Here is a 26161-nt window from a genome sequence, read left to right as displayed (position 1 = left end):
TGCGGTGCTCGGCAACATAATGCCGATTGCAATCAAAGGGATGATGCCAAAGCCCACGGCTAGAGCGGCGCAAATCTGACCTGTTACTGCCGCTGCTGCCGCTCGCCCCGCTCTCGCAGGAATTGGTCAAACTGCCTTTGCTTCTCTTTGATGATCACTTCGATTCCTGCCGCTTTTAACCTCTGAATATAATCCGGCAGCACGCTGTCGATATCCACCGACCCCGTATCCAGCGCGCTCAGGTATTGACGGTCGATATTGACGACGGCCGCCACCTCCGATTTGACCGGCGTGCTGTCAAACACAAAACCAAGTCCCGGCGACAACGTCGCATGTTCATTGAATTGGCGGAACCGTTCCCATTTATCCGGCGCTTCCGTATCCCAAACATCGTTCAGAAATTGATTGCCGAACATCCAGTTGGCTCCGGGATTGTAATCCGACGTTCCTTTTATTTGCTTGATCACGCCATCGCCAACCCGTTCATAATGGCGGCCTTCAATGCCGTAATTAAGCAGGTTGTTCAAGTAGGCGTCCGAATGCAGCAAATTGATCAGCTTCATGGCCAAAACGGGATTATCCGAGGTTGATGATATGCCCAGCATCGCTCCGGCCGTCTCGGATGTTGCGATCGTTTTGATATTAAGCTCCTTCTGGGCCAGCTTGCCAACCATCCCGATCTGAATGGCGATTTCTTCGGCTTTGCCCGGCTTTAGGGAGCTTGTAATCGCAAACACATTGCCCGCTCCAAGCGCATCCATGTTCATGGTCTGGTTGGTCGTCGCATCGGCATTAATATAACCGTTCAAAAAAAATCGCCTTGTAATATGCCAGGTTTCAAGATAGCGGTCGATTTCATAATTCGGGCGCACAACTGTATCTGTTCCATCCTTTAAAATAAAGCCGGGAATCGATGTATCCCCAAGCGCGTCGTAATTGCCAATATAATGAGCGTTAAAGGTTTCGCCCAGCTTCATATAAATAGGAAACATCTCGGGCTTTTTTTCCTTAACCGTTTTGAATATCTCTTCAAGATCCGCAACGCTATGCACGGCATCCATATTCAGGCCAAGTTCGTCGGCAACGTCTGCCCGATAAATAATTCCGCCTTGGGAAGCCATCTCCTTGTTGGTCGGAATCCCGTAGATTCCTCCGTCGATTCTGGAGCCCTCCAGCAGAACCGGATCCAGACTGTCCATTATGCCCGCGCCGTATTGCTGAAGCAGGTCCGATAGCTCCAGAAAAGCGCCTTTTCCGACATTAACGGCGTGTTTGCTCCATTGCGCCGTAAAAATAATGTCGACCTTTTCGCGCGAAGCGATCATCAAATTGGTGCGATCCTCCCATTGTCCCCAATCAATCGGGACCAAATCCAGACGGGCGCCTATTTTCTCCTCCAGGTATTCATTAATTTCGTCCTCCACCAGCTTTTCGTCATTTTGCGGCGGCCCCATAAAAACCAGCTTTAATGTGTAGTAGTCCTGAGGCGCTTTGGATGAAGCAGGAGAGTCCAGATGATCTCGAGAAGCGCTTTCATTGCTGTTTAATGAAAAACAGCCAGCAAGCATTAAAGGGATCAGGAGCAGCAGCAATCCGATGCAGGCCCGCTTTGCAGCAAGACTTGATTTCAAGTTCTACTCCTCCTGACCTTTGGATTTTTGGAAAATAAAGCGATATCTTATATTGTAAGCCATAGAGATTAAATTGCAATATGTTGCCTCCGTTTAATAAAAAAGCAAAAAACGCCTCCTGCAACGCTGCAACAGCGATACAGGAGGCGCCTGGCTGGTTGTTAGCCGAAGCTAACGGTCCAAATCAATTATTTTGATTTAAGAAACTCGTCGAATTGCTTTTGCTTCTCAGCGATAACTTTGGCAAGGCCAGCTTCGTCAAGCGCTTTGCGGTAGTCCTTAAGCCCTTGCTCCGGATCAACCGAACCGGTCTCAACAGCCTTCTGGAACTGCTTGATTACGTTTGCCAATGCGCCTACTTCGGATTTAACAGGCTCGCTGTCGAATACGAAGCCAAGACCTGGCGAGGAAATTGCGCCTTCGTTAAATGCTTTGAATTGCTCCCATTTGTCCGGAGCTTCCGTGTTCCATACATAGTTCAGGAACTGGCTGCCGAACATCCAGGCGGAACCTGGGGAGTAATCGCCGGATTTATCGGTTGGCGTAATGATTTCGCCATTGCGCGTGTAGTGAACATCTTCAATACCAAAGTTAAGCAGGTTGTTGATTTCTTTGTCTGTATGCAGCAGGTTGATCAGCATCATTGCGCGAGCAGGGTCTTTGGACGTCGAGGAAATGCCCAGCATGGAGCCGGCTGTTTCGGAAGTCGCAACCGTTTTTTCCGTCATGATGATTTGCTCCAGTTTGCCTGGAATACCGGCGGCATTGGCAATTTCATCAGCTTTGCCCGGTTTCATTGGCTCAACCGTGGAGAATACGATGCCTGCGTTCCATGCATCTTGCGGAGCAACCTGTGTAGTCGCCGCGTCTGCATTAATATAGCCCTTCGTGTAGAAATCGCGAGCCAGAGTCAGATAATTTTTGTAGCGGTCCAAATCTTCAACGGCTTGAACAGTCGTGCCGTCCGTATCCTTCGTAATTGCGCCTGGGATTGTGGAGTCGCCCAAGAAGTCATAGTTGCCGAAGTAGTGAGCATTGAATACCGCGCCGTTCGTGTACAGCGGCGTCAAGTCGGGACGTTTTTCTTTTACGATTGCGTATACGGCATCCAGATCTTCGGGACCCTTTACCTTGCTCATATCAATGCCGAGCTCGTCAGCTACGTCCTGGCGGTAAACCAGACCGCCTGCGGACGCAAGCTCTTTGTTTGTTGGCACGCCATAGTTTTTGCCGTTGATTTTTGCGCCTTCAAGGAAAGCGGGATCAAGGCTATCTTTAATTCCTTGGCCGTATTCGTCAAGCAAGTCGTTCAGAGCTATGAACGCGCCTTTTGCCACGTTGTTGGCATGGCCGTTCCATTGTGCCGTAAAGTAGATGTCTACTTCGTCGCGGCCGGCGATCATCAGGTTGATTTTGTCATCCCATGCGCCCCAGTCGATTGGCATCAGATCGATAGTTGCGTTGATTTTTTCAGTCAGCAGCTTGTTAAGCGCTTCCTCAACTACGGCTTCATCTGTTTGCGGAGAACCCGGATATACGAGCGTCAACTTGTGCGGCGCAAGTTCGCCGCTGCCGGAATCACCGTTATTGCTGCTTTCGCTTGGAGTGCTGGTGGCTCCTTTATTGCCTTCATTGCCCCCGTTTGTTTTACCGCTGTTTCCGCCGCTGGAGCAAGCGGACAACACAAGCGCCGTAGCCATAACCAGCGCAAGCACTCCATACCAACTGAGCTTACCTTTTTTCTTCATCCAAATAAACCTCCCCAAATTGTGATAACGCTTTCGTCTGTGCCTGTAAAAAACCCCTCATGTAATAAAGCATCTATGCTAGACCGGCTTAAACCGGTAATAGCCGAATACGGAAGGAAGCCGTCCTCCCGGCTTCCGCCTGTTGCGGTTTAACCGGGAGGACCCTTGTCATTTGCAAGCATTCTTGTTCAAGCACAGGGTGGATCAGCCTTTAACAGCGCCTACCGTAAGACCTTTGACAAAATATTTCTGGAAGAACGGATAAGCGAAGATAATTGGGCCAATGCCGACGATTACCATTGCCATGCGCACGGTTTCGCTAGGGAAGCGGAACGTTCCGCCCGCAGCTTGAATCGCTGCGGCAGCCGTGCTGTTGTTAGCCAGGAACTGAATGTTGAGCATCGTTTTGTACATGAGATATTGCACGGTGATATTGGCGTCCTTTGTAATAAACACCAGACTGAGGAACCAGTCGTTCCAATACGTCAACGTTTGGAACAAAGCGACGGTAGCCAATACCGGAAGCGACAGCGGCAATACGATTTTGATAAAAATCTTCATTTCGCCCGCGCCGTCGATTTTGGCAGATTCCAAAACCGCGTTGGGAATGGTTGTAATGAAGAACGTGCGCATAATGAGTACAAAAAACGCTGATATCATAAGTGGCAGTATAAGCGCCCAGATATTATCCTTAAGCCCCAGCATCTGCACGTAAACGAGATACCATGGAACAAGACCGCCGCCGAACAACATCGTAAAGAAGACGAAGAAGGTAAAAAACTTGGCATGCGGAAAATCTTTTCTGGATATCGGATAAGCGTACAAAGCCATAATAATAAGGCTTAGCAGCGTGCCGACTACCGTAACAAAAATCGAGATTCCATACGATCGAATAATCTGCGTTGGATCTTTGAACAGGAACTCGTAAGCTCCAAGATCGAAGCTGGAAGGCCAGAATTGATAACCTTCGCGAATAACCGCAGACTCGTCGCTGACGGAAACCATAATGATCAGAACCACGGGAATGATACAGATCAAGGAATAGATGATGAAGAAAGCCTGTATGCCAAACGCTGCCGGCTTGCTCAGCTTATTTTGCGGATTGGAGCCGCTTTGCACTGGCGCTTTCTCTATTGCTTCCATGAAGGCACCTCCATTCTATAGTCATTAGAACAATGCGTTTTCTTTGTTGATCCGCCGCACAACCCAGTTGGACAGGAATACTAATGAAAAACCAACCACGGATTGCAGCAGCCCCGCCGCCGATGACAAACCAATGTCGCCGACTGTCAGGAACGTACGGTATACATAGGTATCAATAACGTTTGTGACCGGGAACAATACGCCGGATTCACGCGGCACCTGGAAGAACAATCCGAAGTCCGCATTAAAGATACGCCCGATTTGCAAGAGGGTCAAAATCGTAACGACCGGCATAATGAGCGGAATCGTAATGCTGGTCATTTGTTTCCATTTTCCAGCGCCGTCAATCGTTGCCGCTTCGTAATACTCATCGTCAATGCCGATAATTGCCGCCATGTACATAACCGTGTAGTAGCCCACCCATTTCCAGGTATTGACCAACGGCAGCACGTACGGCCAAACTTCTTTGGTGAAGTACCATTGAACCGTTTCCATTCCAAGCATCGGCAAGAACGTTTTGTTCAGGAAGCCGTTTTGATCGCTCATGAACGCAAACGCAAGGTAGCTGATAACGACCATGGAAAGGAAATAAGGCAAAAACATAACGGTTTGATGGAGCTTGGCCATAAACCGGTTTTTCATTTCATTCAACATCATCGCAAACGCAAGCGGCACAATCAGGTTTAAGATGATAAAGCCCCCATTGTACAGCAACGTGTTGCGGGTAATGATCCAGGCATCCTTCGTTTTGAACAGGTATTCAAAATTCCGTAATCCCGACCAAGGGCTTCCCAAAATACCGTCAACATAGTTGATATTCTTGAATGCGATCAGGATTCCGAACATCGGAATGTAGTTGTTCACAATCAGAATGACGATGCCGGGCAGCATCATAACGTAGAACATCCAGTATTTGCGGAAGACGCTTTTTTCCAGTTTGCTCCGGAACGAAGTCTTCTTTAGCTCCATGTCGGCAGCTTTGGTTTCTGCAATTTCCATCGCCGTCCCTCCTTCTTCTCTCTTTTGCTTCCTTAAGTTTAAATAAAAAAAACGCCGGCATCTGTCGGCGCTGTGACCGCATTATCGGCGTTGTGACTTTCTTTATGGGCTATTGCAGATTTTGAAATTTTTTGCGGTATTCCTGGGGCGTAAGTCCCGTCATTCGTTTAAAAAGCTGCGAAAAATGCGAGAAATTGGAATAGCCGACCGCTTGCGCAATATCGCTGATCCGGTTGTTCGCACCCGCCAGCTCCTCGCGGGCTTTGGCAATGCGCAGCTCGACCAAATAATCAGTCAGCGACTTGCCGGTCTCCTTCCGGAACAGCCGGGACAAATAAGCCGGGTTGAGATAAACATATTCCGCCGCTTCTTCCCTGCTGAACTCCTCATGCATCCTCTCCCGCATATATTGCTGCACTTTCGCAACCGTTTGGGAAACCGTTCCCCCCTGATGCTGGGAGTACGAGGTGGCCAAATCGCACATGACATGACTCCACGTGCGCAGGCGGGCAATCGATTTCAACGCTTGGGCCCCTTCTTCCCATTCTCCGCCTGGAAATACTTTCTCCGCGCATAAGGAACGCTCGTGCATCCAATCAAAAATCATATTCATAAAGCCAAAATAAAAGGAGGCCAGCGCCGTATAACTCGCCTTCTGCTGCAGCATCCGGTCAAAACACTCGTCGATGCGGTAAGCAAGCTCCGTCCGCTTGCCCATCGTAAGCAGCAGGCTCCAGTCCGAAAAGGAAATGATTTGAAGGCCGCTTTCGCTCCGGCTGGCGTCAAAATCGTTGGCAAGCAGAACCGTCCCGCTTTTGCTGATGTTCCGTTTTTCCTGCTCCTGCAGCTGTTGGATACATCCCCTTGCCTCCTGCACAAGCAGCGGTTTCCCGATATAGCAGGACAAGCCGCAATGAAGCAGCGCCTTGCATTCGCTTATAAAGCGCCGGCAGCGTTCCGCCGTCTCCGCCTCGGATTCCGCGTAGGATTCATACCCGACGACATATAGAGTGCCGCCCGCTTCCTGCACGACCGTTCCTCCCCTGCCGCCTAACAACATTTCCTCCGCAGCGTTTTTTACGCCGTAGGTCATGATTTCCTCGTCCCGGGCGGACCACTCCTCGCGCCACTCCTCGATGCTGACCAGAATGACGGTGATAGAGTCGCATGCCTTAAGGGGAATATCGTAAGAAGCAAGCGCCGCATCCAGCAATCCCGGATTTGCCGACAGCCTGTAATGAAAGAGATCCTGCCAAAAGCGTTCCACCAGCACCGGACGCTGCTGCCGCCAAAGCTCGGAATAATGATCATACGTGCTGCGGATTTCCGTAAGTCTGCGCTGCTCTTCGACTTTTCCGATTGCTCCACCGATGCACTTTTTTAATTCATTATGGTCAATCGGCTTTAATAAATAATCGAAGCAGTCGAGTTGCACGGCTTGCTGGGCGTAGGTGAAATCCGCGTGGCCCGTCAGAAACAGCGTAACCGTCCCCGGCTTATGCTCGTTGGCCCAGCGCAGCAGCTCGATTCCGCTTACGCCGGGCATATCGATATCCGACAACAAAATGTCGATGGAGTGCTTGAGGAGTATTTCTTTAGCCTCGTCCGCATCATAGGCCGTAAAAATCTCGTTTATTTTCATGTCCGACCAGTCGATGCCATGCGTAATGCCCCTGATCGCGATATCCTCGTCGTCCACCACCAGCAGATTATACATGTTTAGCGTTCTCCTTCTCTTGTTTCGGGAATCGTAATCGTTACCTTCGCGCCGCTTTCGCCGTCTTCGCCCGTTTTATTCTCAAAATAAACCGACGCTGCCTGACCATATAAAAGAGTTAAGCGATCCATTACATTCATAATGCCAAGCCCCGTGGATGCGGAGCCGCTCTGGGATACATACTGCTTGCGCTGAAGCTGCTCCAGCACTTCTTCGTCGAAGCCCGTTCCGTTGTCGCTGACAACCGCTTTAAGAATATGACGCCCATCGGCCGTTTCCTCCGTGGAGGCGCTGATGGCAATCACGAACAGCTTGCGGCGGTTTTTAAACCCGTGAATAATTGCATTTTCAACAAAAGGCTGAATGGTTAGCGCCGCCACCGGGAAAGTGCGGAGTTTTTCCGAAACCTCGATTTTGCAGTCCAGCCGATCGGGGAACCTCATTTTTTGAATCGTAATGTAATTATCGATGTGCGTCAGCTCTTCGCCAAGCGTAATCGTGTCGCGGTTCACCCTCATAATGAAACGGAAATAATCCGCCAGGTGAAGCGACATTCGTTTGACGGATTCCGTGTCCTTCAACGCTGCCAAATTATAAATGATGTTTAAGCTGTTCATATAAAAATGGGGATTGATCTGAGCCTGCAATTGGCGCAGCTCCCCCTGCTTGACCCGAAGCTGCTCCTCGTAAACATCGATCTTTAACGTTTTAATCTGCTCCGCCATCATATTGAAGGTATCGCCCAGAAACTGAAACTCGATTGTTTTCCCACGCTTGAGCCGGACGTCCAGCATGCCAAGAGAGATTTTTTTCATCCCCAGAATCAGCTCGTGAAAAGGTTTAAACAACATGTTGCGGATTAACAGCATATACAAGGTTAATAGAAGAAACAGCCCGATAGGCGCAAACAAGGATACGTTGCGGAAAAAAATCAGTTCCTTCAACAGCGCCTGCTCCGGCACCATCACCTGGTAAGCGATATTGACCGCTCGGCTGGGCCGGCTCATGACCAGGTAGGATTGCCCCGTTTCCGCATCCGTCCCCTGAATATAGGGCTTGTTCGTGATCAATCTGCTTTCATCGCCAAGCTGCGGCAAATTCTCCGTCAGCAATTCCTTAAGAAGACTGTCTTCACGCAAAAGAATGCCCGTGTACCCGATATCCCCGTCGCTCCACTGCCGGGACAACATAGCGTTGATATCCTGAATGCGAATGATGGCGCCGGCGTAGAGTCCATCTCTTACTTCTACGCTGTTCATCAGGAAAAACGAACCCTCCATCCGCTGATCGTAGCGTACGTCCCACTGGCGATTTACGTCCGCAGGTTTTTCCACGCTGTTCAAGCGGTCGCGCATATGGGTCATAATAATATCCCGTGTCCGGTTATAATCGCTGTTGGTTCCCAGAATCGTATCGCCCTGGTGATAAAGAAAAACGCTGTCGATTACGTTGTAGACATCAACGTCGCGCTTCAGCTTTGTATCGATCCGGATTTTCGTAAGCGTATACATATCATTGTCCATCGGAAACGACATCAGCATGCCGACATCCACATCCATAATGGACATTTTAATCAGATAGTTCGTGATTTCCTCCAGATTGGTATCGGCTTGCCTAACAAAGATGTCCAGCGTGTTGCGATAGGTTTCCGTTACCTTCTCGCGCACGATGTCGCGGGCATAAAAATGGTTGACCAGCATAAACAGCAGCATCGGAACCATTACAGCCAAAAATCCGATAATCAATATGCTCCGTATGGAATAGTTTTTCCTCACTGTCCATCTTCCCATCGTCAGTTACTGAATGACTTAACCATACAAGAATAAGGCGCTTTTGTCTATGATATCCATGTTTGGCGGTGAGCCAATAATAGGCCTTGACCTTGAAGTTCACTTCAAGCTTTATGATGGATAAGACAAATATGAAGAGGAATGAACATCATGCGATTATTGGAATGGCTTATTATTTTATCAGGAATCGGTTGCGCCATCGGTTATTTTTGGGGAGCGCGCCTAAAACGCCCGGCGGCACTGCTTTTAACGCTGCTGCCGCTTGTGTTTTTAGCTTCCCATGCCCTGCTTGAGGGAATGCGCGTCTTTATGATCCCCGCCTATACGGGCGCCGTTCTGGCGATCCTGTTCCTTTGGAAAGCACGCAAAAGAAGGGTGCGCCTTGGCGCCTTGGCATTTTTGACGGCCATTGTTCTCCTGAACGGGGCGTCCCTGTATCTGGTTCATCTTCTGCCGGTGTTTAAGCTGCCGGAGCCAACAGGGAGCTACGCAATCGGAACCGTTCAACGCCAGCTGATCGATGAATCCCGGCTGGAGACGTTTGGCGGCGAGCCCGGAGAAAAACGGGAAGTACCTATTAATATCTGGTATCCCGTGGACAAAACATCAGTTCAGGGAAAACAGCGCGAGCATTATCCAAGCGAGCTAGCCGATGCTGTCAGCCTGGTATTTGACCTGCCCTCCTGGCTGCTGGGACATCTCTCGCTTGTATCCACCCATGTCGTTGAAGAGGCCGCCTTGTCGGATGCCGCAAGCCGTTATCCGGTTATTTTATTTTCGCCCGGCATTCGTTCCACCCGATTTCAAAGCATGACAATCATCGAAGAGCTGGTCAGCAACGGTTACATCGTCGTAGGCATGGACCATCCTTACACCTCGGCCAGAGTGAAGCTTCATAACGGGAGCGAGGCATTTTATGTTCCAGAATACCCGGAATGGACATCCACCGACATCTATGATCATAATGTGGTTGGGGTAGGCGCGCGCGCCCAAGACGCGATATTTGTGCTGGACTCATTGACAGAATGGAACAGTCAGGACCCTGATGGTCTGCTTGCAGGCAAGCTGGATTTGAATCACGTTGGCATTTTCGGCCACTCCTACGGAGGAGCCACGACAGCGGAAGCGTTGGCGCTGGACGAACGATTCAAGGCGGGCCTTAGCCTGGAGGGCGGCTTCTGGGGAACCGTATCCAGCACGTCGCTGCGGCAGCCATTTATGTATATGATGACGGAAAATACGATCAAAAGCCTTGATCCAACCAGCGGAGCCTCGGAAAAAGTGGTTTATGACGAATTCGACGCCGATATGCGTTATGTCATGAACCATAGTCTTAATGATACGTATTATCTGGAGATCGAAGGATTTTATCATCAAAGCTTTACCGATATCGCGCTGCTGTCGCCGTCTCTATTTTCCAAAGACATGGACCCCGTGCATACGGTGGATCTTTCAAGAACTTATGTGAAGGCTTTTTTTGACCAATATTTGCTAGGCGCGGAACAAGTGCTGCTGAAGGGGCCGTCCCCTGCTTACCCGGAGGTTGCTTTTCAAAAAGAGAGGTGGATGGATTAGTTATGACGGCACGAGGGCTAATGACGCGAGGTCAGCTTGCGCGACGGAGCGGAGTCAGCGCGGCAACAATCCGCTTCTACGAGGATAGCGGCGTTTTGCCTCCCCCCAAACGGGGGGAAAACGGCTACCGCCTGTATGGCGAGGATTATTTGATCAAGCTGAAATTTATTACGTACACACGTGCGCTTGGTTACCGCCTTAAAGAAATCAAGGAAATTCTGGATCAGCTTAGCCGAGCGGAGAGCGGAGTTGACTTGCGCAGACTGGTTGCAGAACGAATGAGGGCGATTGAGGAACATATCGCGCTGCTCCAAAATATGCATGCCATGCTGGGACAGCTGCTGTCCACGGACGAAGAAATGGTCCAGGCTTATATCGCTTCTTTCCGCCCCCGCGACTCCTCCTCTATTCATTAAAATGCAAGTTCAAAGGGGCTGTCCAAAAAGCCGATCCGCGTATCTGATTCAATTAAAAACGCTAATGGACATCCGTGTCCGTTAGCGCTTATTTTTTAGCTTTTTGCGTTTGTAACGGACATTGATGTCCGTTACAGTGAAAATTATCCAATAATTACCCATTTTGGGGCTCTAACGGACAAGGATGTCCGTTAGAATTTCAAAATCTTCGTTTTACGCGTCTAACGGACTTCCGTGTCCGTTAGAGCGTTTGACTTTTTGGACAGCCCCTTTGAACAACCTTTTCAGTGACCGCTGTTGCGGTATGCTTTTGGCGTTACGCCCGTAATGCTTTTAAACACCCGGTAAAAGTGGGTTGGCGTCTCAAACCCGCAGCGATCCCCGATGACATTCACATTTTCATCACTCTGCAGCAGCAGCTCCTTCGCTTTAATAATACGTTTCGCATTGACGTATCCCGTTAAGTTCATGGCTGTAAGCTGTCTGAACACCCTTGAAAAATGGGGCGGGGATACGTTGGCCTTTTGCGCCAGTCGGGCAAGACCAACCTCTTGTTCGGGATGCTCATCTATTTCGCGCAGCGCCTCCAGCATCCATTGAGGTCCGATACGGCTACCTCTCGCTTGTCCTCTCTCATGGCTGTTCTCGAGACAGCTGCGGTTAATCTCCAATAGCAGCCCGCATACAATCAGCTTTATCGCCTCGCGATACCCCGCCCTTTTCTCTCGCAGCTCTCCGGCGATTTCCTCCATTGCGTTTTCCGCGACTTGTCTCAACCCTTCGCCGGCAATCAGACGATAGCCTTTGCGTTTTTTAGCCCAATCATAGCAAAAAAGATGGGAATAACCCTCATCCAGCTGCCCTGCCGCTATCATGGACGGTGCAAAAAAGATGGCAGAAGAAATAATGGGATCATCCTGATCCGGCAATGCTCGGTGTATGGTATTCCCGGGAATGATGAAGAGATCCCCTTCTTTTTTTTCATACCAGGTCTGATCGATAAAAAATATCCCTTTCCCGCTATGCACATAGACCAGCTCATAATGGTCATGCAAATGATCCGGAAGCTCTATTTCCGGATTTTTAACGGTTTTGTACACTTGCTGAAACGAAAACAACGGGTCGCCAAAAAATGGTTTTCGGAACGGCTTCATTATTCATCTCCCATGCCATCACATCAAAATATGTTGCAAAAATGCAATTTGAAGCCATTATAATATCAAATGCGAATGATATACAATGGGTACGAAGCAGAGAATTTTGACCATAAAAATAATGATACGCCATACATCGCAAATAAGGATGTGATGAACATGCGCATCGACGCGCATCAGCATTATTGGAGCATCGACCGGGGGGATTACGGCTGGATTACGCCGGAGGTTCCCGTGTTGTACAGGGACTTTTTGCCCCGGCATTTGGAACCGCATCTGGAAAAACATCGCCTGGACGGAACTATTGTGGTCCAAGCCGCTCCAACGCTGGAGGAAACACAGTTTATTTTATCGCTGGCCGATCGGGAGTCTACTATTCTTGGCGTCGTTGGCTGGCTGGATTTGTTTGAAAGCGGCCACTGGCAAATCTATGAATCGTTGTGCTCCAATCCAAAGTTTGTTGGTTTTCGCGTCATGATTCAGGATATGCCGGATTCGGCGCGTATATTGGAAGACAAATTTGTGCAAGCCCTTTCGCAATACGCGGAAGCGGACGTGCCGGTTGATTTGTTAGTCACCTTCGCCCAGCTTCCTCATGTGGTGCAATTGCTGCAGAGAGTACCGGGCCTGCGCGGAGTTGTCGACCATATCGGCAAACCGCCGATAGCCGCGGGAGAGCTTGAGCCGTGGCTTCAAGCCATGAAAGAGATTGCCAGGTTTCCCGGCATCTATTGCAAGCTGTCCGGCATGGTTACGGAAGCCGACCATACCAACTGGCAGCCGGAGCAAATTCGTCCCTACATGGACGCCATTTTTCAATTATTCGGGCCTGACCGGATCATGTATGGCAGCGATTGGCCGGTTTGCCTGCTTGCAGCCTCCTACGACAGCGTAATAGATTTGGCGGAATCATCCCTTCCCGCCGATTGGGGCCAAGAGGAACGAAGCAAACTATTTGGCGGAAACGCAGCGGTCTTTTACAAGCTTGCGCGCTGAATGCTGCGGGGGTAGCGGCAACTTACATGAATAACTATCCGCAAAATCAGGGGGTTTCATAAATGAAATATCGGAAACTTGGCAATACAGGGCTGGATGTGTCCGCGCTCAGCTTTGGCGCTTCGTCGCTTGGCTCCGTGTTTCGTCCGACCGACGACAAGGAAAGCATCGCAACCGTGCATGCAGCGCTGGATAGCGGCATCAATCTTATCGATGTATCGCCTTATTACGGCTTGACCAAAGCTGAAACCGTGCTTGGACAAGCGATTCGTGACATTCCGCGCGACAAGTTCCTGCTCTCCACGAAGGCGGGACGTTACGGACCGGAGCTGTTTGATTTTTCGGCAAAACGCATCGTCTCCAGCCTGGAGGAAAGCTTGAACAGACTGCATACGGATTATGTCGACATGCTGTTCCTGCACGATATCGAGTTTGTGGATGCGGGTCCTATCCTTGAGGAAGCCGTTCCGGCTCTCCTTCGTCTGAAGGAACAAGGCAAGGCAAGGCATATCGGTATTAGCGGTTTGCCGCTGCAGCTTTTCAAGAAGCTCCTGCCTCAAATGGAGGCGGATGTTATTTTGTCCTACTGCCATTATTCCCTAAACGATACATCCTTGCTGGAGCTGCTGCCGCTGCTTGATGAGCGGGGCGTCGGACTGGTTAACGCTTCGCCGTTGTCTATGGGGCTGTTGTCCACCCGGGAACCGGCGGACTGGCATCCTGCAAGCAGCACCCTCAAGGAGCAGTGCCAAAAAGCAGCGCTGTTTTGCGCGGAGCAAGGGTACGATATCGCCAAGCTGGCCGTTCAGTTTTCGACTGCCAACGAAGACATTCCTACAACGCTGGTCAGCACCGCCAATCCGGCCAACATCGCCGCTAATGCAGCCTGGAGCGAAGAGCCGATCGATCGCGCGCTTTTGCAAGAGGTATTGAACATTTTGGCGCCCGTTCAGAATGAAACCTGGGTTAGCGGAAAAGCGGAATACAATGAAGGATTCTCTTCCCTTTAAAGGGATGGGCAGGAGGCGGGGTCAACATGAAAGGCATTGTTTGCAAGGAAGCCGGTTCTTTTGAGTGGCGGGAGGATATGCCTGAACCGCTGCGTCAACCGGAGGAAGCAATCGTGCGCATCCGCCGAATCGGCATCTGCGGCACGGATCTCCATGCGTATCAGGGTAATCAGCCCTTCTTCGCGTATCCGCGCGTGTTGGGTCATGAGCTGGCAGGAATCATTGAAGAAATCGGGCCGAACGAGGCTGGGTTAAAAGCCGGTGACCAGGTAGGCATCATCCCTTACCTGCATTGCGGAACCTGTCTAGCTTGCCGCAGCGGCAAAACGAATTGTTGCACTGAAATGAAGGTCATGGGCGTTCATGTGGACGGCGGCATGAGAGAAAAAATAGCTGTACCCGTCACTCATCTGATTGCGACTAACGACTTGACCTTGGATCAATCGGCCATGCTGGAGCCGCTTGCCATTGGGGCGCATGCCGTGCGCCGTTCCGGCCTGAAAGCTGGCGACACAGCGCTCGTAATCGGGGCTGGCCCGATTGGACTTGGCGTCATGGCCTTTGCCCGCTATGTCGGGGCACGAGTCATCGCAATGGATATCAATGACGAGCGCCTGCAATTTTGCCAGACGTGGGCCGGCGCGTCCGAGGTTGTGAATGCCCGCAAGGAACCGGAAGCCGCGATCGCCAAGCTCACAGAGGGCGATTATCCTGCTGTCGTATTTGACGCAACGGGCAATGCCCAGTCTATGACCCAGGCATTTAAGCTGGTTGCTCATGGCGGCACGCTGGTCTACGTCGGACTCGTGAAAAGCGATATTACATTCCACGATCCCGATTTCCACAAGCGCGAAATGACGCTTATGGGCAGTCGCAACGCTACTCGCAGCGATTTTGACCTTGTGCTTGAGGCCGTCTCAAAAGGTTTTGTTGATATTGACCGGTATATCACTCACCGATCAACGCTGGATGGCATGATCGAGCCGTTCCAACAATGGCTTAAGCCGGAAACGGGCGTTATTAAAGCATTGGTGGAGATTCCTTAGCTCAATTCACGATTGGGGATGTGGCAGCGGTCAAACAGTCTGGCGCTTAGGCAGAGGGCAGAATCCCTTTTGATATGCAAAATAGTGAATCGCAAAAAATAGCAAAACTAGCCAACAGAAAAAGTCGGCACAGCAAGGGGCCTTTCGAAAACCACTTTTAAGCGGTTCCAAAGGCCCCTTCACATACCGGAACGATGCCATACCCGTCTTTGCCGCTATTGCTCCTTCGCTTTCTTTCCCCAGCTGTCCTTTAATGGCACAATTCGGTTAAAGACCGGCTTCTCAATGGTGCTGTGCCTTGAATCCACGCAAAAGTAGCCCTGGCGAATAAATTGAAACTTTTGCTCTGGAGCTGCTCCTTTTGCAAATGGCTCGATTAACGCATCCACGATAACCGTTTTCGACGCCGGGTTTATTCTCGCTCTCCACTCATCAACGCCCGTTGTGTCTTCCGTTTCATCAAGCAAAAGCTTATCTAATAGATTCACGTCGGCTTTTATGGCATGACTGCCCGAAACCCAATGAATCGTCCCCTTCACCTTGCGGCCGCTAAAGCCCGTGCCGCTTTTTGTCAGGTGATCGTAGGTGCAGTGAAGCTCCGTCACTTCCCCTGTTGCCGGGTTCTTCACCATATTCTCGCATTTGATAAAATAAGCGCCTTTAAGCCTTACTTCGCTTCCCGGTGCGAGCCGATGAAAACCCTTGACCGGGTGCTCCATAAAATCATCCTTTTCGATAAACAGCGTTTTTGAAAAAGGCACCACCCTCTTGCCCAAGCTATCGTTTTCGCTATTGTTCTCAACGCTCAGCCATTCCTCCCCACCCTCAGGATAATTGGTAATGACGACCTTCAGCGGGTTTAAAACGGCCATTATACTTGTCGTCTTGTCTTTCAAATCCTGTCTGAGACAATGATCCAGAAGCGAAATATCCACCGTGCTTTCCGTTCGAATGTTGCCAACTGCTTCGATAAACCCAGTGATGCTTTCAGGCGTAAACCCTCTTCTTCTAAGTCCTCTAAGAGTTGGCAGCCTTGGATCATCCCAACCGTCGACATGCCCCTCCTCCACCATCAGCCTCAAAAAACGTTTGCTTGTTACAACTCCCGTAACATTCAGACGCCCGAATTCCCTTTGTCTCGGCGGTTGCGGAAAAGTAAGCTCGGACAATACCCATTCATACAACGGCCGGTGACTTTTGAATTCAATGGAACACAAGGAATACGTAATTCCTTCAATGGCATCCTGGATGGGATGGGCAAAATCGTACATCGGATAGATGCACCATTGTTTTCCGGTTCGATAATGCGGGGCATGGATAATACGATATATGACCGGATCGCGCAGAACGGGATTAGGCGAAGCCATGTCGATTTTTGCACGTAAAACCTTCCCCCCAGCGGGAAACTCTCCTTGTCTCATACGTTCAAAAAGTTCCAGGTTTTCTTCCGGCGACCGGCCTCTATAGGGGCTGTCCTTTCCCGGCGTAATTAAGGTTCCGCGATAGCGGACCACTTCCTCGGGGGACAAGTCGCATACATACGCCTTCCCCTCCTGTATTAATTTCATAGCGGCCTTATAGATTTCTGTGCTATAGTCTGAGCCGAAATAGATATGTTCGCCAGGGTCATACCCAAGCCATTTGATATCTTCGGCAATCGCATTGACGTACTCCATATCCTCCTTAAGCGGGTTCGTATCGTCAAACCGCAAATGAAAGATTCCGTTAAACTGCCGGGCGATTGCGTAATTGGTATGGATCGCATACGCGCTGCCAATATGCAAATAACCATTGGGCTCAGGCGGAAATCTCGTGCACATTTTTCGGTCAAAAGGATCGATTTGAAGTTCTTCGTTAATCAGTCTGTTGATGAAATGGCCGCTGCTGTTTTCGTTATCGTTTTCCTTGTTCGTAGACATGGGACTCCTCCTTATAATAACCTCTTATCATCGGATTTGGACAAACGAAAAAACTCACCTCCAAGACTATAGTCTTGGGGACGAGTTTTCGTGGTGCCACCCCAGCTTCATCAATATGTCGCCATATTGACCTCATCAAGTACGGCATTTATTAATGCGTATACTCCAGGACATGTGTGCAGACTCCGCATGGAAGCAGATAAGCTTTAACGGGTGTGCATACAAGCCCCAGCTCTGTAACGGGAGCGCCCGGCATGCCACCCCCAGATAATGGTTCCGGCATACGGCTCAGAGGCTTGCTTCGGACAACGGCTAATGACTCCTTTTCAGCAACCGGAGCTCTCTGTTCAAAAACCTGCCGCCTTACTCTTCTCATCATCGCTTTTTTAATATTCAGACTATATTATCAGAATATTCCCTCTTTTGTAAACCGTTATTACCGCATACCCCCTCTGTCATGTCGCAGCGGCATAGCTATTGTTACTGAGAGATGGACAAGCTGGAGCAATCCCCCATAGGAAACATGCCTTCTCCCCTTCATCAAGAAATGAAAAAAGGGAGCCAATTGGCTCCCTTACCGATAACAGTGTTGTGTATTATACGCCCGCGCCGATAGGGCTATGTCCGTAATGCAACCTGCTGTAAATGCCGTTTTGCTGAAGCAAGCTGTCGTGCGTGCCTTCCTCCGCAACGCTTTTATCCGAGATGACAAGAATGCGGTCCGCATTGCGAATCGTGGCAAGACGGTGGGCGATTACCAGCGTTGTTCTGCCTTGGGACAAATCGGCAAGCGCAAGCTGGATGGCTGCTTCGGTTTCGGTGTCCAGCGCCGATGTGGCTTCATCCAAAATCAGAATCGGCGGATTTTTCAGGAAGATGCGGGCAATGGACAAACGCTGCTTCTGTCCTCCCGACAGCTTGACGCCGCGCTCGCCGATCAAGGTGTTCAGTCCTTCCGGCATGGAGCGGATCAAATCGCCGAGTTGAGCGCGTTCCGCCGCCTCCCAAATTTGCTCCTCCGAAGCGCCGAGCTTGCCGTATTCAATATTTTCCCGTATTGTGCCGTCGAACAGGAACACGTCCTGCTGCACAATGCCGATCTGCTCGCGCAAACTGCGTAGGGTCATATGACGCACATCCATGCCGTCAATCGAAATATCCCCTTCAACCGGATCATAGAAGCGGGGCAACAAACTGCAAATCGTCGATTTGCCTCCGCCGGAAGGACCAACCAGCGCAACGGTTTGCCCTGCGGCGATGTTCAAGTTCAGACCGTTCAGAATCTTATTGTCCTCTTCATAACCGAAGCTGACATTGCGATACTGAATGTTTCCCTTCAACGGTCCGGCGTTGACCGCTTTTTTGTCCTCTTGCACATCCGGCTCCGTATCCAGCAGCTCCAGATAACGCTTGAAGCCGGCCAACCCTTTCGGAATGGTCTCGATCATGGAATTGATCGTTCTAATCGGACCAAAAAACACGTTGGACAACATGACGAAAGCGACAAAGCCGCCGTAGCTCATATCTCCCCTCAACACAAACCAGGAGCCGCACACAATGACAAACAGCGATACAAATTTCGTCATAATAAAGCTGATCGAGGAATGCCAAGCCATTACCTTGTATGTAATCAGCTTTGTTGTACGGAAACGCTCGTTGTTTTCCGCAAAACGCTGGATTTCATGATCTTCATTCGCAAAAGCCTGAACAACGCGCATGCCGCTGACATTATTTTCGACACGGGCATTGTAGTCCGCGATATCGCTGAACATTTTGGAAAAAGCCGCGTTCATTTTGCGGGAGAAATAAAGAGAAATCCAGATCATCAGCGGAACGATAATAAACGTCAGCACCGCCAGCTTCCAGTTGATGCTGAGCATAATGCCGAAGGTTCCCAGCAGCGTCATAATCGCAATAAACAGGTCTTCGGGAGCGTGATGCGCCACCTCGCCCATGTCCATTACGTCATTGGTCATTCTGGACACCAGATGGCCCGTCTTGTTATTATCAAAAAAGCGGAATGACAGCTTTTGTATGCGGTCAAAAAGTTTTTTGCGCATATCCGTCTCGATGTTGATGCCGAGCTTGTGACCATAATACGTAACAACATAATGCAGAAAAGAACTGAGTACATAGATGCCTAACAAAGCCAGACAAGCATAAAGGATCCAATTCCACTGCTTATTCGGCAAAAAATCGTCGATGACGAGATTAAGCGCCAGCGGAAACATCAGCTCCAGCAAGGCAGCCATAATGGCGCTGCCGAAATCCAGCAGAAACAGCCCCTTGTAGGGACGATAGTAGGCATAAAAGCGGTATAGAATGTTCAACGTAAGGCTCCTTCCACCGGGATCAATGATCTAATTGATATGATTATCATTCTCAATGATATACTGAATTCCGTTTTTAGTAAACCGTTACTCCAAATTTGTTTACAACCGCAGCCCTTTCGTTAACATGAAAAAAGGGGCTGTCCAAAAAGTCAAACGCTCTAACGGACACGGAAGTCCGTTAGACGCGTAAAACGCAGATTTTGAAATTCTAACGGACATCCTTGTCCGTTAGAGCCCTAAAATGGGTAATTATTGGATAATTTTCACTGTAACGGACATCAATGTCCGTTACAAACGCAAAAAGTTAAAAAATAAGCGCTAACGGACACGGATGTCCATTAGCGTTTTTAATTGAATCAGATACGCGGATCGGCTTTTTGGACAGCCCCTTTAGGCCGCTATTTCAATCATTGGAAGAGTACAAAAGATTATGTCGTAAAAAACAGATCAAGCTTGCTTCTGTTGACGGCCTTTAGCCACTCTTCCGCAATAATGTCATGTCCCGCCGCTGTAGGATGAACCCCGTCCCACAGCCAATATTCCGGCGCGGTCCGCTGTGCAGCCGTATCGAACGCCTCTTGCAGCGGGACAAAAACACCCCCGTATTCAGCGCATAACAATTGCACGATTTCGCTATAGCCATCCACCTTGCGCCGCCATTCTTTCCAGCGGTCCAGCGTTGCTCCCGCCGGCAGTATAAACGGCTCGCACAACACCAGCTTCGTATCGGGCAGTACCTCCAGCGTCTCGTCCAGCAAATGGCGATAAGCCCTCTCGAAGCGGTCCGTCACGCCTTCCGGCTGCCCGGCCATAATGCGCCAGGCGTCATTAACGCCAATCAGAATGCTGATCAGGTCCGGGTCCAGGCTTATGGCGTCTTCATTCCATCTCGCGTAAAGATCCGACACGCGGTTGCCGCTGATTCCTCGATTAATAAAAAGCGGATTATGCTCCGCATACAAGCTGCCGAGTTTGCTGGCAATCAGGTAGGGATAGCCATGTCCCAAAATATGATTCAGGTCGTTGTCCCTCCCCCGGTTCCCGTCCGTAATGGAGTCTCCCTGAAATAAGATTGTTGGCTGTTTCTTGCTCATTTTTAATAGCGCCTCCTAAATGAATATGGTGTTTAATACACATCTTTTTTCATAAATACGGCAAAAGCTGTGAAAAGTCCTCCAAGCGCCCAAACTAGCAAAACAAGCAGCGAGAAGGACAAGGTCATGCCTTCTACCGGAGGAGAGGAGCCTTCCAGGTATCCGATGACGCCCAGATTGACCATAAACAAATATTTGGCCGATTCCCATGAAGCTACCATATTGCTCAGGATTGCGCCCGAGATCAGGCACGCGATCATAACTCCCATGCCTGCGGCCGTGCTTCGAATAAGCACCGACAGCATAAAAGAGAGCGTGCCTACTACAAGCGATACGTACCACGCAAGCCCGAATTCATGAAGGATGTATTGCCATTGCGGAATCAGGCGCACCGCGCTGGCGTCAAGCTCACCGGCTTGGGAGGAGAAGCCCGTGAGAACGGGCGCCGTCCAGCCGTCGTTGCCAAACATAATGGCGGATATCGCAAACGTCAATATGCCATAAATCAGCATAATCATGGAGACGGACAGCACCAGCGTCAAATATTTGCTCAGCAGCACCCGGAACCGGCTGACCGGCCGGGTCAGCAGCAGCTTGATCGTACCAAGGCTTCGTTCGGAGGAAACCATATCCGCAGCTACCATCATGACCAGTAGCGGCAGAAACAGCTCCGTCGAGTTTTCCAGAAACCCGCGAATAAAGGTTGGCGCTCCCGGCTGCGACGGATTGACGTCATTGTCCAGGTAATATTGCAGCTGCTGCAGTCTGATTTGAAGCTGCTCGCGCCATGGGCCGGCATTGCTTAACCGGTTTTGTCCATCGATAATCTGCTGCTGCAGCTCCTGTCGCCAATCGCTAACGCCAATGCGTTCCCGTATGCTCTCCGCCAGCTTCGTCTGCGCGTACGCAAACAGGCACAGCAGCACGGCAATGATCAAGCCAACCATTATAAATTTGCGGCGGCCGATCAGCTTGGTCATTTCATTCTGGATCAGGCTATACATCCGCTCCACCACCCGTCAATTCCAGGAACAGGTCTTCCAGCGCGGGCAATCTGCGATTCATTTCCAGAACGCTGACTCCGCCCTCTACCAGACGTTTGTTCCAGGCTCCGATTTCATTTTCTAAGTAAGCTGTCGTAATGGTGCCTTCGCCTTCCGCAAGAATAGTCGTGTTTTCTTGCAAAATGACTCTGCCCTCATCAAGAGGCGCCAGTCTCCAAATCAAACGTTCCTGACGGGAGAGCAAACCTTGTACGGTATCGACCTGCACGATCTCCCCTCGCGAAATAATCGCTACCCGGTCGCACATCAACTGAATTTCATGCAGCAAATGGCTGGATACAAATACAGTCAGCCCTTCCTGCTCCGCCAATTGCCGGATAAAAGCTCTCATCTCACGTATGCCCAGCGGATCAAGGCCGTTGGTAGGCTCGTCCAATATGAGCACCTTCGGACTGCCAAGCAGCGCCTGCGCGATGCCGAGACGCTGCCGCATGCCCAATGAATAAGTGCTGACCTTATCATGAATGCGCTCTTGCATGGCTACCATCTCAACAACTTTGGCAATCCGTTTTTCGCCAACATCGGGAAGCATTGCGGCAAAATAGCGCAAATTGTCCCAGCCGCTCAAATAGGGGTACATCTCCGGATTTTCCACAATACAGCCGATATGCTTCATCGCCTGGGCAAAATCCGTTGCAACGTTATGGCCGCAAATCTCGATCACGCCGGAGGTTGGTTTGATCAAACCAACGAGCATTCGGATCGTTGTTGTTTTTCCCGAGCCGTTGGGGCCCAGAAAGCCGAATACTTCGCCTTCTTTCAATTCCAGATCCAGCCCTTTAATGATCTGCTTGCCCCGGATCATTTTTTTGAGGCCTGTAATTTTCAAGGTGGTTCCTGCGCTCATGACGGCAACCCTCCTTCCGGCACCATCAACGACAAGTAGCGTTTCGCGATTGCCTGATAACCCTTGTCGTTGGGATGAAAACCATCGCTGAACAAATAATCGGCGCCATACTGCTGAAATAAATCAAAGGTCGGAACAATGATAATGTCGGAGTATGCCGCAGCCGTGTCCCAAACCTCCTGGTTCCAGGACATAACAACCTCCGAAGCCAGATCGCCTTCCTTAAAATCCTGAAACGGATTGTACAAGCCCATCAGCATAATTGTCCCTTCGGCATTGAGGGATCGAATCTCCTTCAATATGCCGTCCAGATTGGAGATAAAGCCTTCGCCCAATCCATCCCCGTTGCCTTCCTCCAATTGCAGCAAAGCGCGGCCTCCCTGGAATAAATCATTGCCGCCAATGGTAAGCAAAATATAATCCGCTCCGCCCACCTGCCGTCTGATTTCAGGCTGCTTAAGCTGCTCGGCGAGCTCGGGCGCGGTATATCCTTTGATGCCCAAATTGCTAACAGTTACTTCCGGGTATTCCTCCTTGAGCCAATCGCTCAAATAACCGACGTACCCCTTGCCTTTGCTGTCGCCGGTTCCTCTGGTCAATGAGTCGCCAAGCGCAACGATAGACAACCCTTCCGTTTTTGCAGGGATTTCCGCTGGCACCGCAGTTTGGGGCGTTTCCCCGTCTCCGCTTGCTTGTCCCCATAACAGCCAGCCTAAACCAGTCAAACAAAGCAGACATGCCGCTGCCGACAGTACAATCATGATGCTTGCGCTCTTGTTCTTCAAATCCGCGTCTCCCCCTGTCCATTCCATGCTGACATCAAGTCTTCTCTCTGATTGTAAAACAAAATACCGTCCATATACAAAAGTCCCCAGGGGGCATTAAACGGCACCCCCGATTGTTAGACACGTTCTAACAGTTGGAGGTGCCGTTTAAAATAGAACCTAAGGACTTTTGAGGGGGGCGACCCCGTGCTCCCTGGAGCGGCCAAATGGCCGTTCCCCCTTACATTACATTTTTGTATCGCTGGATAAAAGCGCCGGCTTCCACCGTTGACAACGGCTCACTGAAGTAGTAGCCTTGCGCTTCATGACAGGTCAAATCCTTGAGAAAATCGACGTGGCTTTGGGATTCCACGCCTTCTGCCATAACGGCGATTTCCAGATTATTCGCCAGGTCAATAATGGTCTTTACAATCGCTTTGTTCCGCGGGCTTCCGCTGCTGAGAAAGGACTGGTCGATCTTCAGCTTGTCGATCGGGAATTGACTCAAGTAGCTTAACGAGCTGTAGCCCGTGCCGAAATCGTCCATGCTGACGTTAATGCCCAAACCCTTGATTCCTTTTAGCGTTCGCAGCGTATGATTGGCGTCCATTGCCATGCTCTCCGATATTTCCAGCTCCAGATGTTTGGCCGAAAGCCCCGTGGATTGCAAAATCCCGGTCAGCATGTCAATCAGATTGCTTTGCATGAATTGGCGAAGCGATATGTTAACCGCCATCGACAAATCGCGGTGCCCGGCCTTCTGCCATTCCATAGCCTGACGGCACGCCGTTTGAAATACCCACTCCCCAATGCGGACGATCAACCCCGTTTCTTCCGCGATAGGAATGAACTGTACGGGATGGATTGTGCCCAGCTCAGGATGCTGCCAGCGGATCAACGCCTCCATCCCGACGATTTGGCCCGTTTGCATGTTCATTTGCGGCTGGTAATAAAGAGCAAATTGCTCCTGCTCCAGCGCCTTGCGCAAATCGCTCTCCAGCCTGACCTTGTAGGCGACGGAATAGCTGAGTCCTTTTGTAAAAAATTGAAAATTGCTTTTCCCTTTGTCCTTGGCCAGATACATCGCCGCATCCGCGCTTTTCAACAGCGATTCTACGTCGCCGCCGTCGTCGGGGTACATGCATATGCCGATGCTTGGCGTTATGTAAGCCTCCAGATGGCCCAGCAAAACGGATTCCGACACCTTCTCGATAATCCGGTGGGCGATATCCGCCGCGCCTCTGCGCGTAATGCCCGGCATAAAGATGGCGAATTCGTCGCCGCCAAGCCTGGAGACGGAATCTCCGGGGCGCAAACATGACGCCAAACGTCGGGCTACGGCCTGAAGCAAGGCGTCGCCGGTTGAATGACCAAAGGTGTCATTAATATTTTTGAAGCGGTCCAGATCCACGAACATAATGGCGATCCGTTCCTTCTCGACTTTGGCCTTCTCCAGAACGCCCGACAGCTCCTGATAGAACAAGGTCCGGTTAGGCAAATTCGTCAAGGAATCATAATGAGCCAAATAACGAATCTGCTCCTCTGCCTTTTTCCTCTCGGTAATGTCCAGCATAGAGCCGACCACTTCCACAACTTTTTCGCCTTCAATAATGGGAGAAAGAGAGAAATAATAAAAACTTCCATCGTTTTCGATTTCGGCATTAACGGATTCGCCCGCAAACGCGCGCCGGCAATGGGCTGTCAACTGCTCCGCCGTTTCATTCTCAAACAAGTCGTGAGGCCGTTTGCCGAAAACCTGTTCCGTCGTAAGCTCCAGCTGTTCCGCAAGTTTTCCTTCGCAAAAAACAAACCGGATGTCCCCGTCGTCATGGGCCACGATTTTGAAAACGCCGTTTTGCATATGTTGAACGGTTCGGCGGAAATCGTTTCGCAAGGCGTCGGTTAAAGCCGTCTCTGCATCTACGCGTTGCGTAATGTCCGTGCGGATCGAAATATATTGATACGGTTTTCCTGTTTCATTCATAAAAGGCACTATCGTCGTATGCATCCAATAATCGCTGCCGTCCTTTGCCCGGTTTTTAACCTCGCCCCGCCAGATCCGTCCGCTGCTGATTGTTTCCCACATCTCCCTAAAAAAAGCTTTGGTGTGGAAGTGGGAATTAACTTTCCGATGCGTCCTGCCGATCAATTCGTCAGGGCTGTATTGGGAAATTTCACAAAATTTCCTGTTAACCGATGTTATGATGCCCCGCTGATCCGTAATGGCAACGATTGAAGACTCGTCCAATGCATTGCGAATATACAGCATTTCCTCAATCAGCTTGGCGTTAGCTTCCTCGACCGCCTTGCTGCCTGTTATTTCTGTGGAGACTACAACAAACCGGCTGGGCTCGCCTGCATTATCCCCAACCGGAACGATTGTGCTGCGAAGCCAATACTCGCTGCCATCGCCCGCCTGATGTCTGGTTTCTCCCCTCCAGACTTTACCCGATTTCAGTTCCGTACACATATGGTGAAAGCTCTTCTCCGAATGCTCTTCAGAGGGCTGGCAATAAAACGGCTGGCCGATTATATCGTTAAGCGTTAATTTGGATGTTAGGAAAAAATTAGAATTTGCATCAATGAAATGTCCGTTTTTATCCAGTACGGCTACAATGGAGGATTCCTCCAAAGCGGATAGTGCAAATCGGATATCCTTCATTTCTGTTAATACGCCCCGCATCCTTGTCCACCTCATCCTGCGCAATAGGTCTGAAGACCTTATTCTCATTATAGCATGTACCCTATCGTTGGTCTTACATTTTTTTCGTTAGCCGCTAATCTCTTATTAAATGGGTTATGTGGTCAAAAAAACAAACAAAATCATAACTTTACAGCATCGCCATTACACTTGCCGTAGAGATAAGATAAAACTGTACATCTGTGAAATCAGCTATGCCTTACGGATGGAGGGG

19 protein-coding genes and 1 other annotated feature are annotated in these 26161 nt (G+C 50.1%); of the genes, 5 read left to right on the top strand and 14 right to left on the bottom strand.

What is annotated here, in order from left to right; all coding sequences use genetic code 11:
* Nucleotides 1–83: 83 nt before the first annotated feature.
* From ACX93W_RS11200 to ACX93W_RS11175, 6 genes are all read right to left on the bottom strand, one after another.
* Entirely contained in the window at nucleotides 84–1631 is a 1548-nt protein-coding gene (locus ACX93W_RS11200; protein WP_459392456.1) for an ABC transporter substrate-binding protein, read from the bottom strand.
* Between the two features lie 188 nt (nucleotides 1632–1819).
* Nucleotides 1820–3379, bottom strand: coding sequence for an ABC transporter substrate-binding protein (locus ACX93W_RS11195; RefSeq protein ID WP_459392455.1), 1560 nt, complete (start codon nucleotides 3377–3379; stop codon nucleotides 1820–1822).
* A 204-nt stretch (nucleotides 3380–3583) separates the two neighbouring features.
* Nucleotides 3584–4522 carry a carbohydrate ABC transporter permease gene (locus ACX93W_RS11190; RefSeq protein WP_459392454.1) on the bottom strand — a complete coding sequence of 313 codons (939 nt, stop codon included), beginning with the start codon at nucleotides 4520–4522 and terminating at the stop codon, nucleotides 3584–3586.
* A gap of 24 nt (nucleotides 4523–4546) precedes the next feature.
* On the bottom strand, nucleotides 4547–5521 hold the full coding sequence (locus ACX93W_RS11185) for an ABC transporter permease (RefSeq protein WP_459392453.1): 975 nt from the start codon (nucleotides 5519–5521) through the stop codon (nucleotides 4547–4549).
* A 109-nt stretch (nucleotides 5522–5630) separates the two neighbouring features.
* A complete protein-coding gene (locus ACX93W_RS11180) occupies nucleotides 5631–7238 on the bottom strand; it encodes a helix-turn-helix domain-containing protein (protein WP_459392452.1) in 1608 nt (535 codons plus the stop codon).
* Between the two features lie 2 nt (nucleotides 7239–7240).
* Nucleotides 7241–9013: a sensor histidine kinase gene (locus ACX93W_RS11175; RefSeq protein ID WP_459392451.1), complete on the bottom strand. Its 1773-nt coding sequence runs from the start codon at nucleotides 9011–9013 to the stop codon at nucleotides 7241–7243.
* Nucleotides 9014–9178: 165 nt separating this feature from the next.
* Here ACX93W_RS11175 and ACX93W_RS11170 point away from each other — a divergent pair, with 165 nt between their 5' ends.
* On the top strand, nucleotides 9179–10603 hold the full coding sequence (locus ACX93W_RS11170) for an alpha/beta hydrolase family protein (RefSeq protein WP_459392450.1): 1425 nt from the start codon (nucleotides 9179–9181) through the stop codon (nucleotides 10601–10603).
* 2 nt (nucleotides 10604–10605) lie between these two features.
* A complete protein-coding gene (locus ACX93W_RS11165) occupies nucleotides 10606–11019 on the top strand; it encodes a MerR family transcriptional regulator (protein ID WP_459392449.1) in 414 nt (137 codons plus the stop codon).
* 284 nt (nucleotides 11020–11303) lie between these two features.
* Here ACX93W_RS11165 and ACX93W_RS11160 read toward each other — a convergent pair whose 3' ends face one another.
* Nucleotides 11304–12173: a helix-turn-helix domain-containing protein gene (locus ACX93W_RS11160; protein ID WP_459392448.1), complete on the bottom strand. Its 870-nt coding sequence runs from the start codon at nucleotides 12171–12173 to the stop codon at nucleotides 11304–11306.
* A gap of 159 nt (nucleotides 12174–12332) precedes the next feature.
* Between ACX93W_RS11160 and ACX93W_RS11155 the strand changes: the two genes are divergently transcribed.
* From ACX93W_RS11155 to ACX93W_RS11145, 3 genes are all read left to right on the top strand, one after another.
* A complete protein-coding gene (locus tag ACX93W_RS11155; protein WP_459392447.1) occupies nucleotides 12333–13169 on the top strand; it encodes an amidohydrolase family protein in 837 nt (278 codons plus the stop codon).
* Between the two features lie 62 nt (nucleotides 13170–13231).
* Nucleotides 13232–14179, top strand: a complete 948-nt coding sequence (locus ACX93W_RS11150) for an aldo/keto reductase (RefSeq protein ID WP_459392446.1) — start codon at nucleotides 13232–13234, stop codon at nucleotides 14177–14179.
* Nucleotides 14180–14205: 26 nt separating this feature from the next.
* Entirely contained in the window at nucleotides 14206–15225 is a 1020-nt protein-coding gene (locus ACX93W_RS11145) for a zinc-binding alcohol dehydrogenase family protein (protein WP_459392445.1), read from the top strand.
* Between the two features lie 215 nt (nucleotides 15226–15440).
* Here ACX93W_RS11145 and ACX93W_RS11140 read toward each other — a convergent pair whose 3' ends face one another.
* From ACX93W_RS11140 to ACX93W_RS11110, 7 genes are all read right to left on the bottom strand, one after another.
* Entirely contained in the window at nucleotides 15441–17144 is a 1704-nt protein-coding gene (locus tag ACX93W_RS11140) for a glutamine--tRNA ligase/YqeY domain fusion protein (protein WP_459392444.1), read from the bottom strand.
* A 73-nt stretch (nucleotides 17145–17217) separates the two neighbouring features.
* Nucleotides 17218–17532 (bottom strand) — a binding site (T-box leader).
* Between the two features lie 208 nt (nucleotides 17533–17740).
* Entirely contained in the window at nucleotides 17741–19468 is a 1728-nt protein-coding gene (locus ACX93W_RS11135) for an ABC transporter ATP-binding protein (RefSeq protein WP_459392661.1), read from the bottom strand.
* Nucleotides 19469–19905: 437 nt separating this feature from the next.
* Complete coding sequence (locus ACX93W_RS11130; protein WP_459392443.1) at nucleotides 19906–20571, bottom strand: SGNH/GDSL hydrolase family protein; 666 nt, start codon at nucleotides 20569–20571, stop codon at nucleotides 19906–19908.
* Between the two features lie 32 nt (nucleotides 20572–20603).
* Nucleotides 20604–21575, bottom strand: coding sequence for an ABC transporter permease (locus ACX93W_RS11125; protein ID WP_459392442.1), 972 nt, complete (start codon nucleotides 21573–21575; stop codon nucleotides 20604–20606).
* Nucleotides 21568–22482 (bottom strand): ABC transporter ATP-binding protein, encoded by a 915-nt coding sequence (locus tag ACX93W_RS11120; RefSeq protein WP_459392441.1) that lies wholly within the window; start codon nucleotides 22480–22482, stop codon nucleotides 21568–21570. The genes ACX93W_RS11125 and ACX93W_RS11120 overlap by 8 nt, the downstream gene beginning before the upstream one ends.
* Entirely contained in the window at nucleotides 22479–23267 is a 789-nt protein-coding gene (locus tag ACX93W_RS11115; RefSeq protein WP_459392440.1) for a GDSL-type esterase/lipase family protein, read from the bottom strand. Before ACX93W_RS11115 ends, ACX93W_RS11120 begins: the two co-directional genes overlap by 4 nt.
* A gap of 220 nt (nucleotides 23268–23487) precedes the next feature.
* Nucleotides 23488–25929 (bottom strand): sensor domain-containing protein, encoded by a 2442-nt coding sequence (locus ACX93W_RS11110; RefSeq protein ID WP_459392439.1) that lies wholly within the window; start codon nucleotides 25927–25929, stop codon nucleotides 23488–23490.
* Nucleotides 25930–26161 lie beyond the last annotated feature (232 nt).

Source organism: Paenibacillus sp. CAU 1782 (assembly GCF_054551715.1).
The sequence above is the reverse complement of the archived record's forward strand: the minus strand, read 5'-3'. Positions and strand labels throughout refer to the sequence as shown.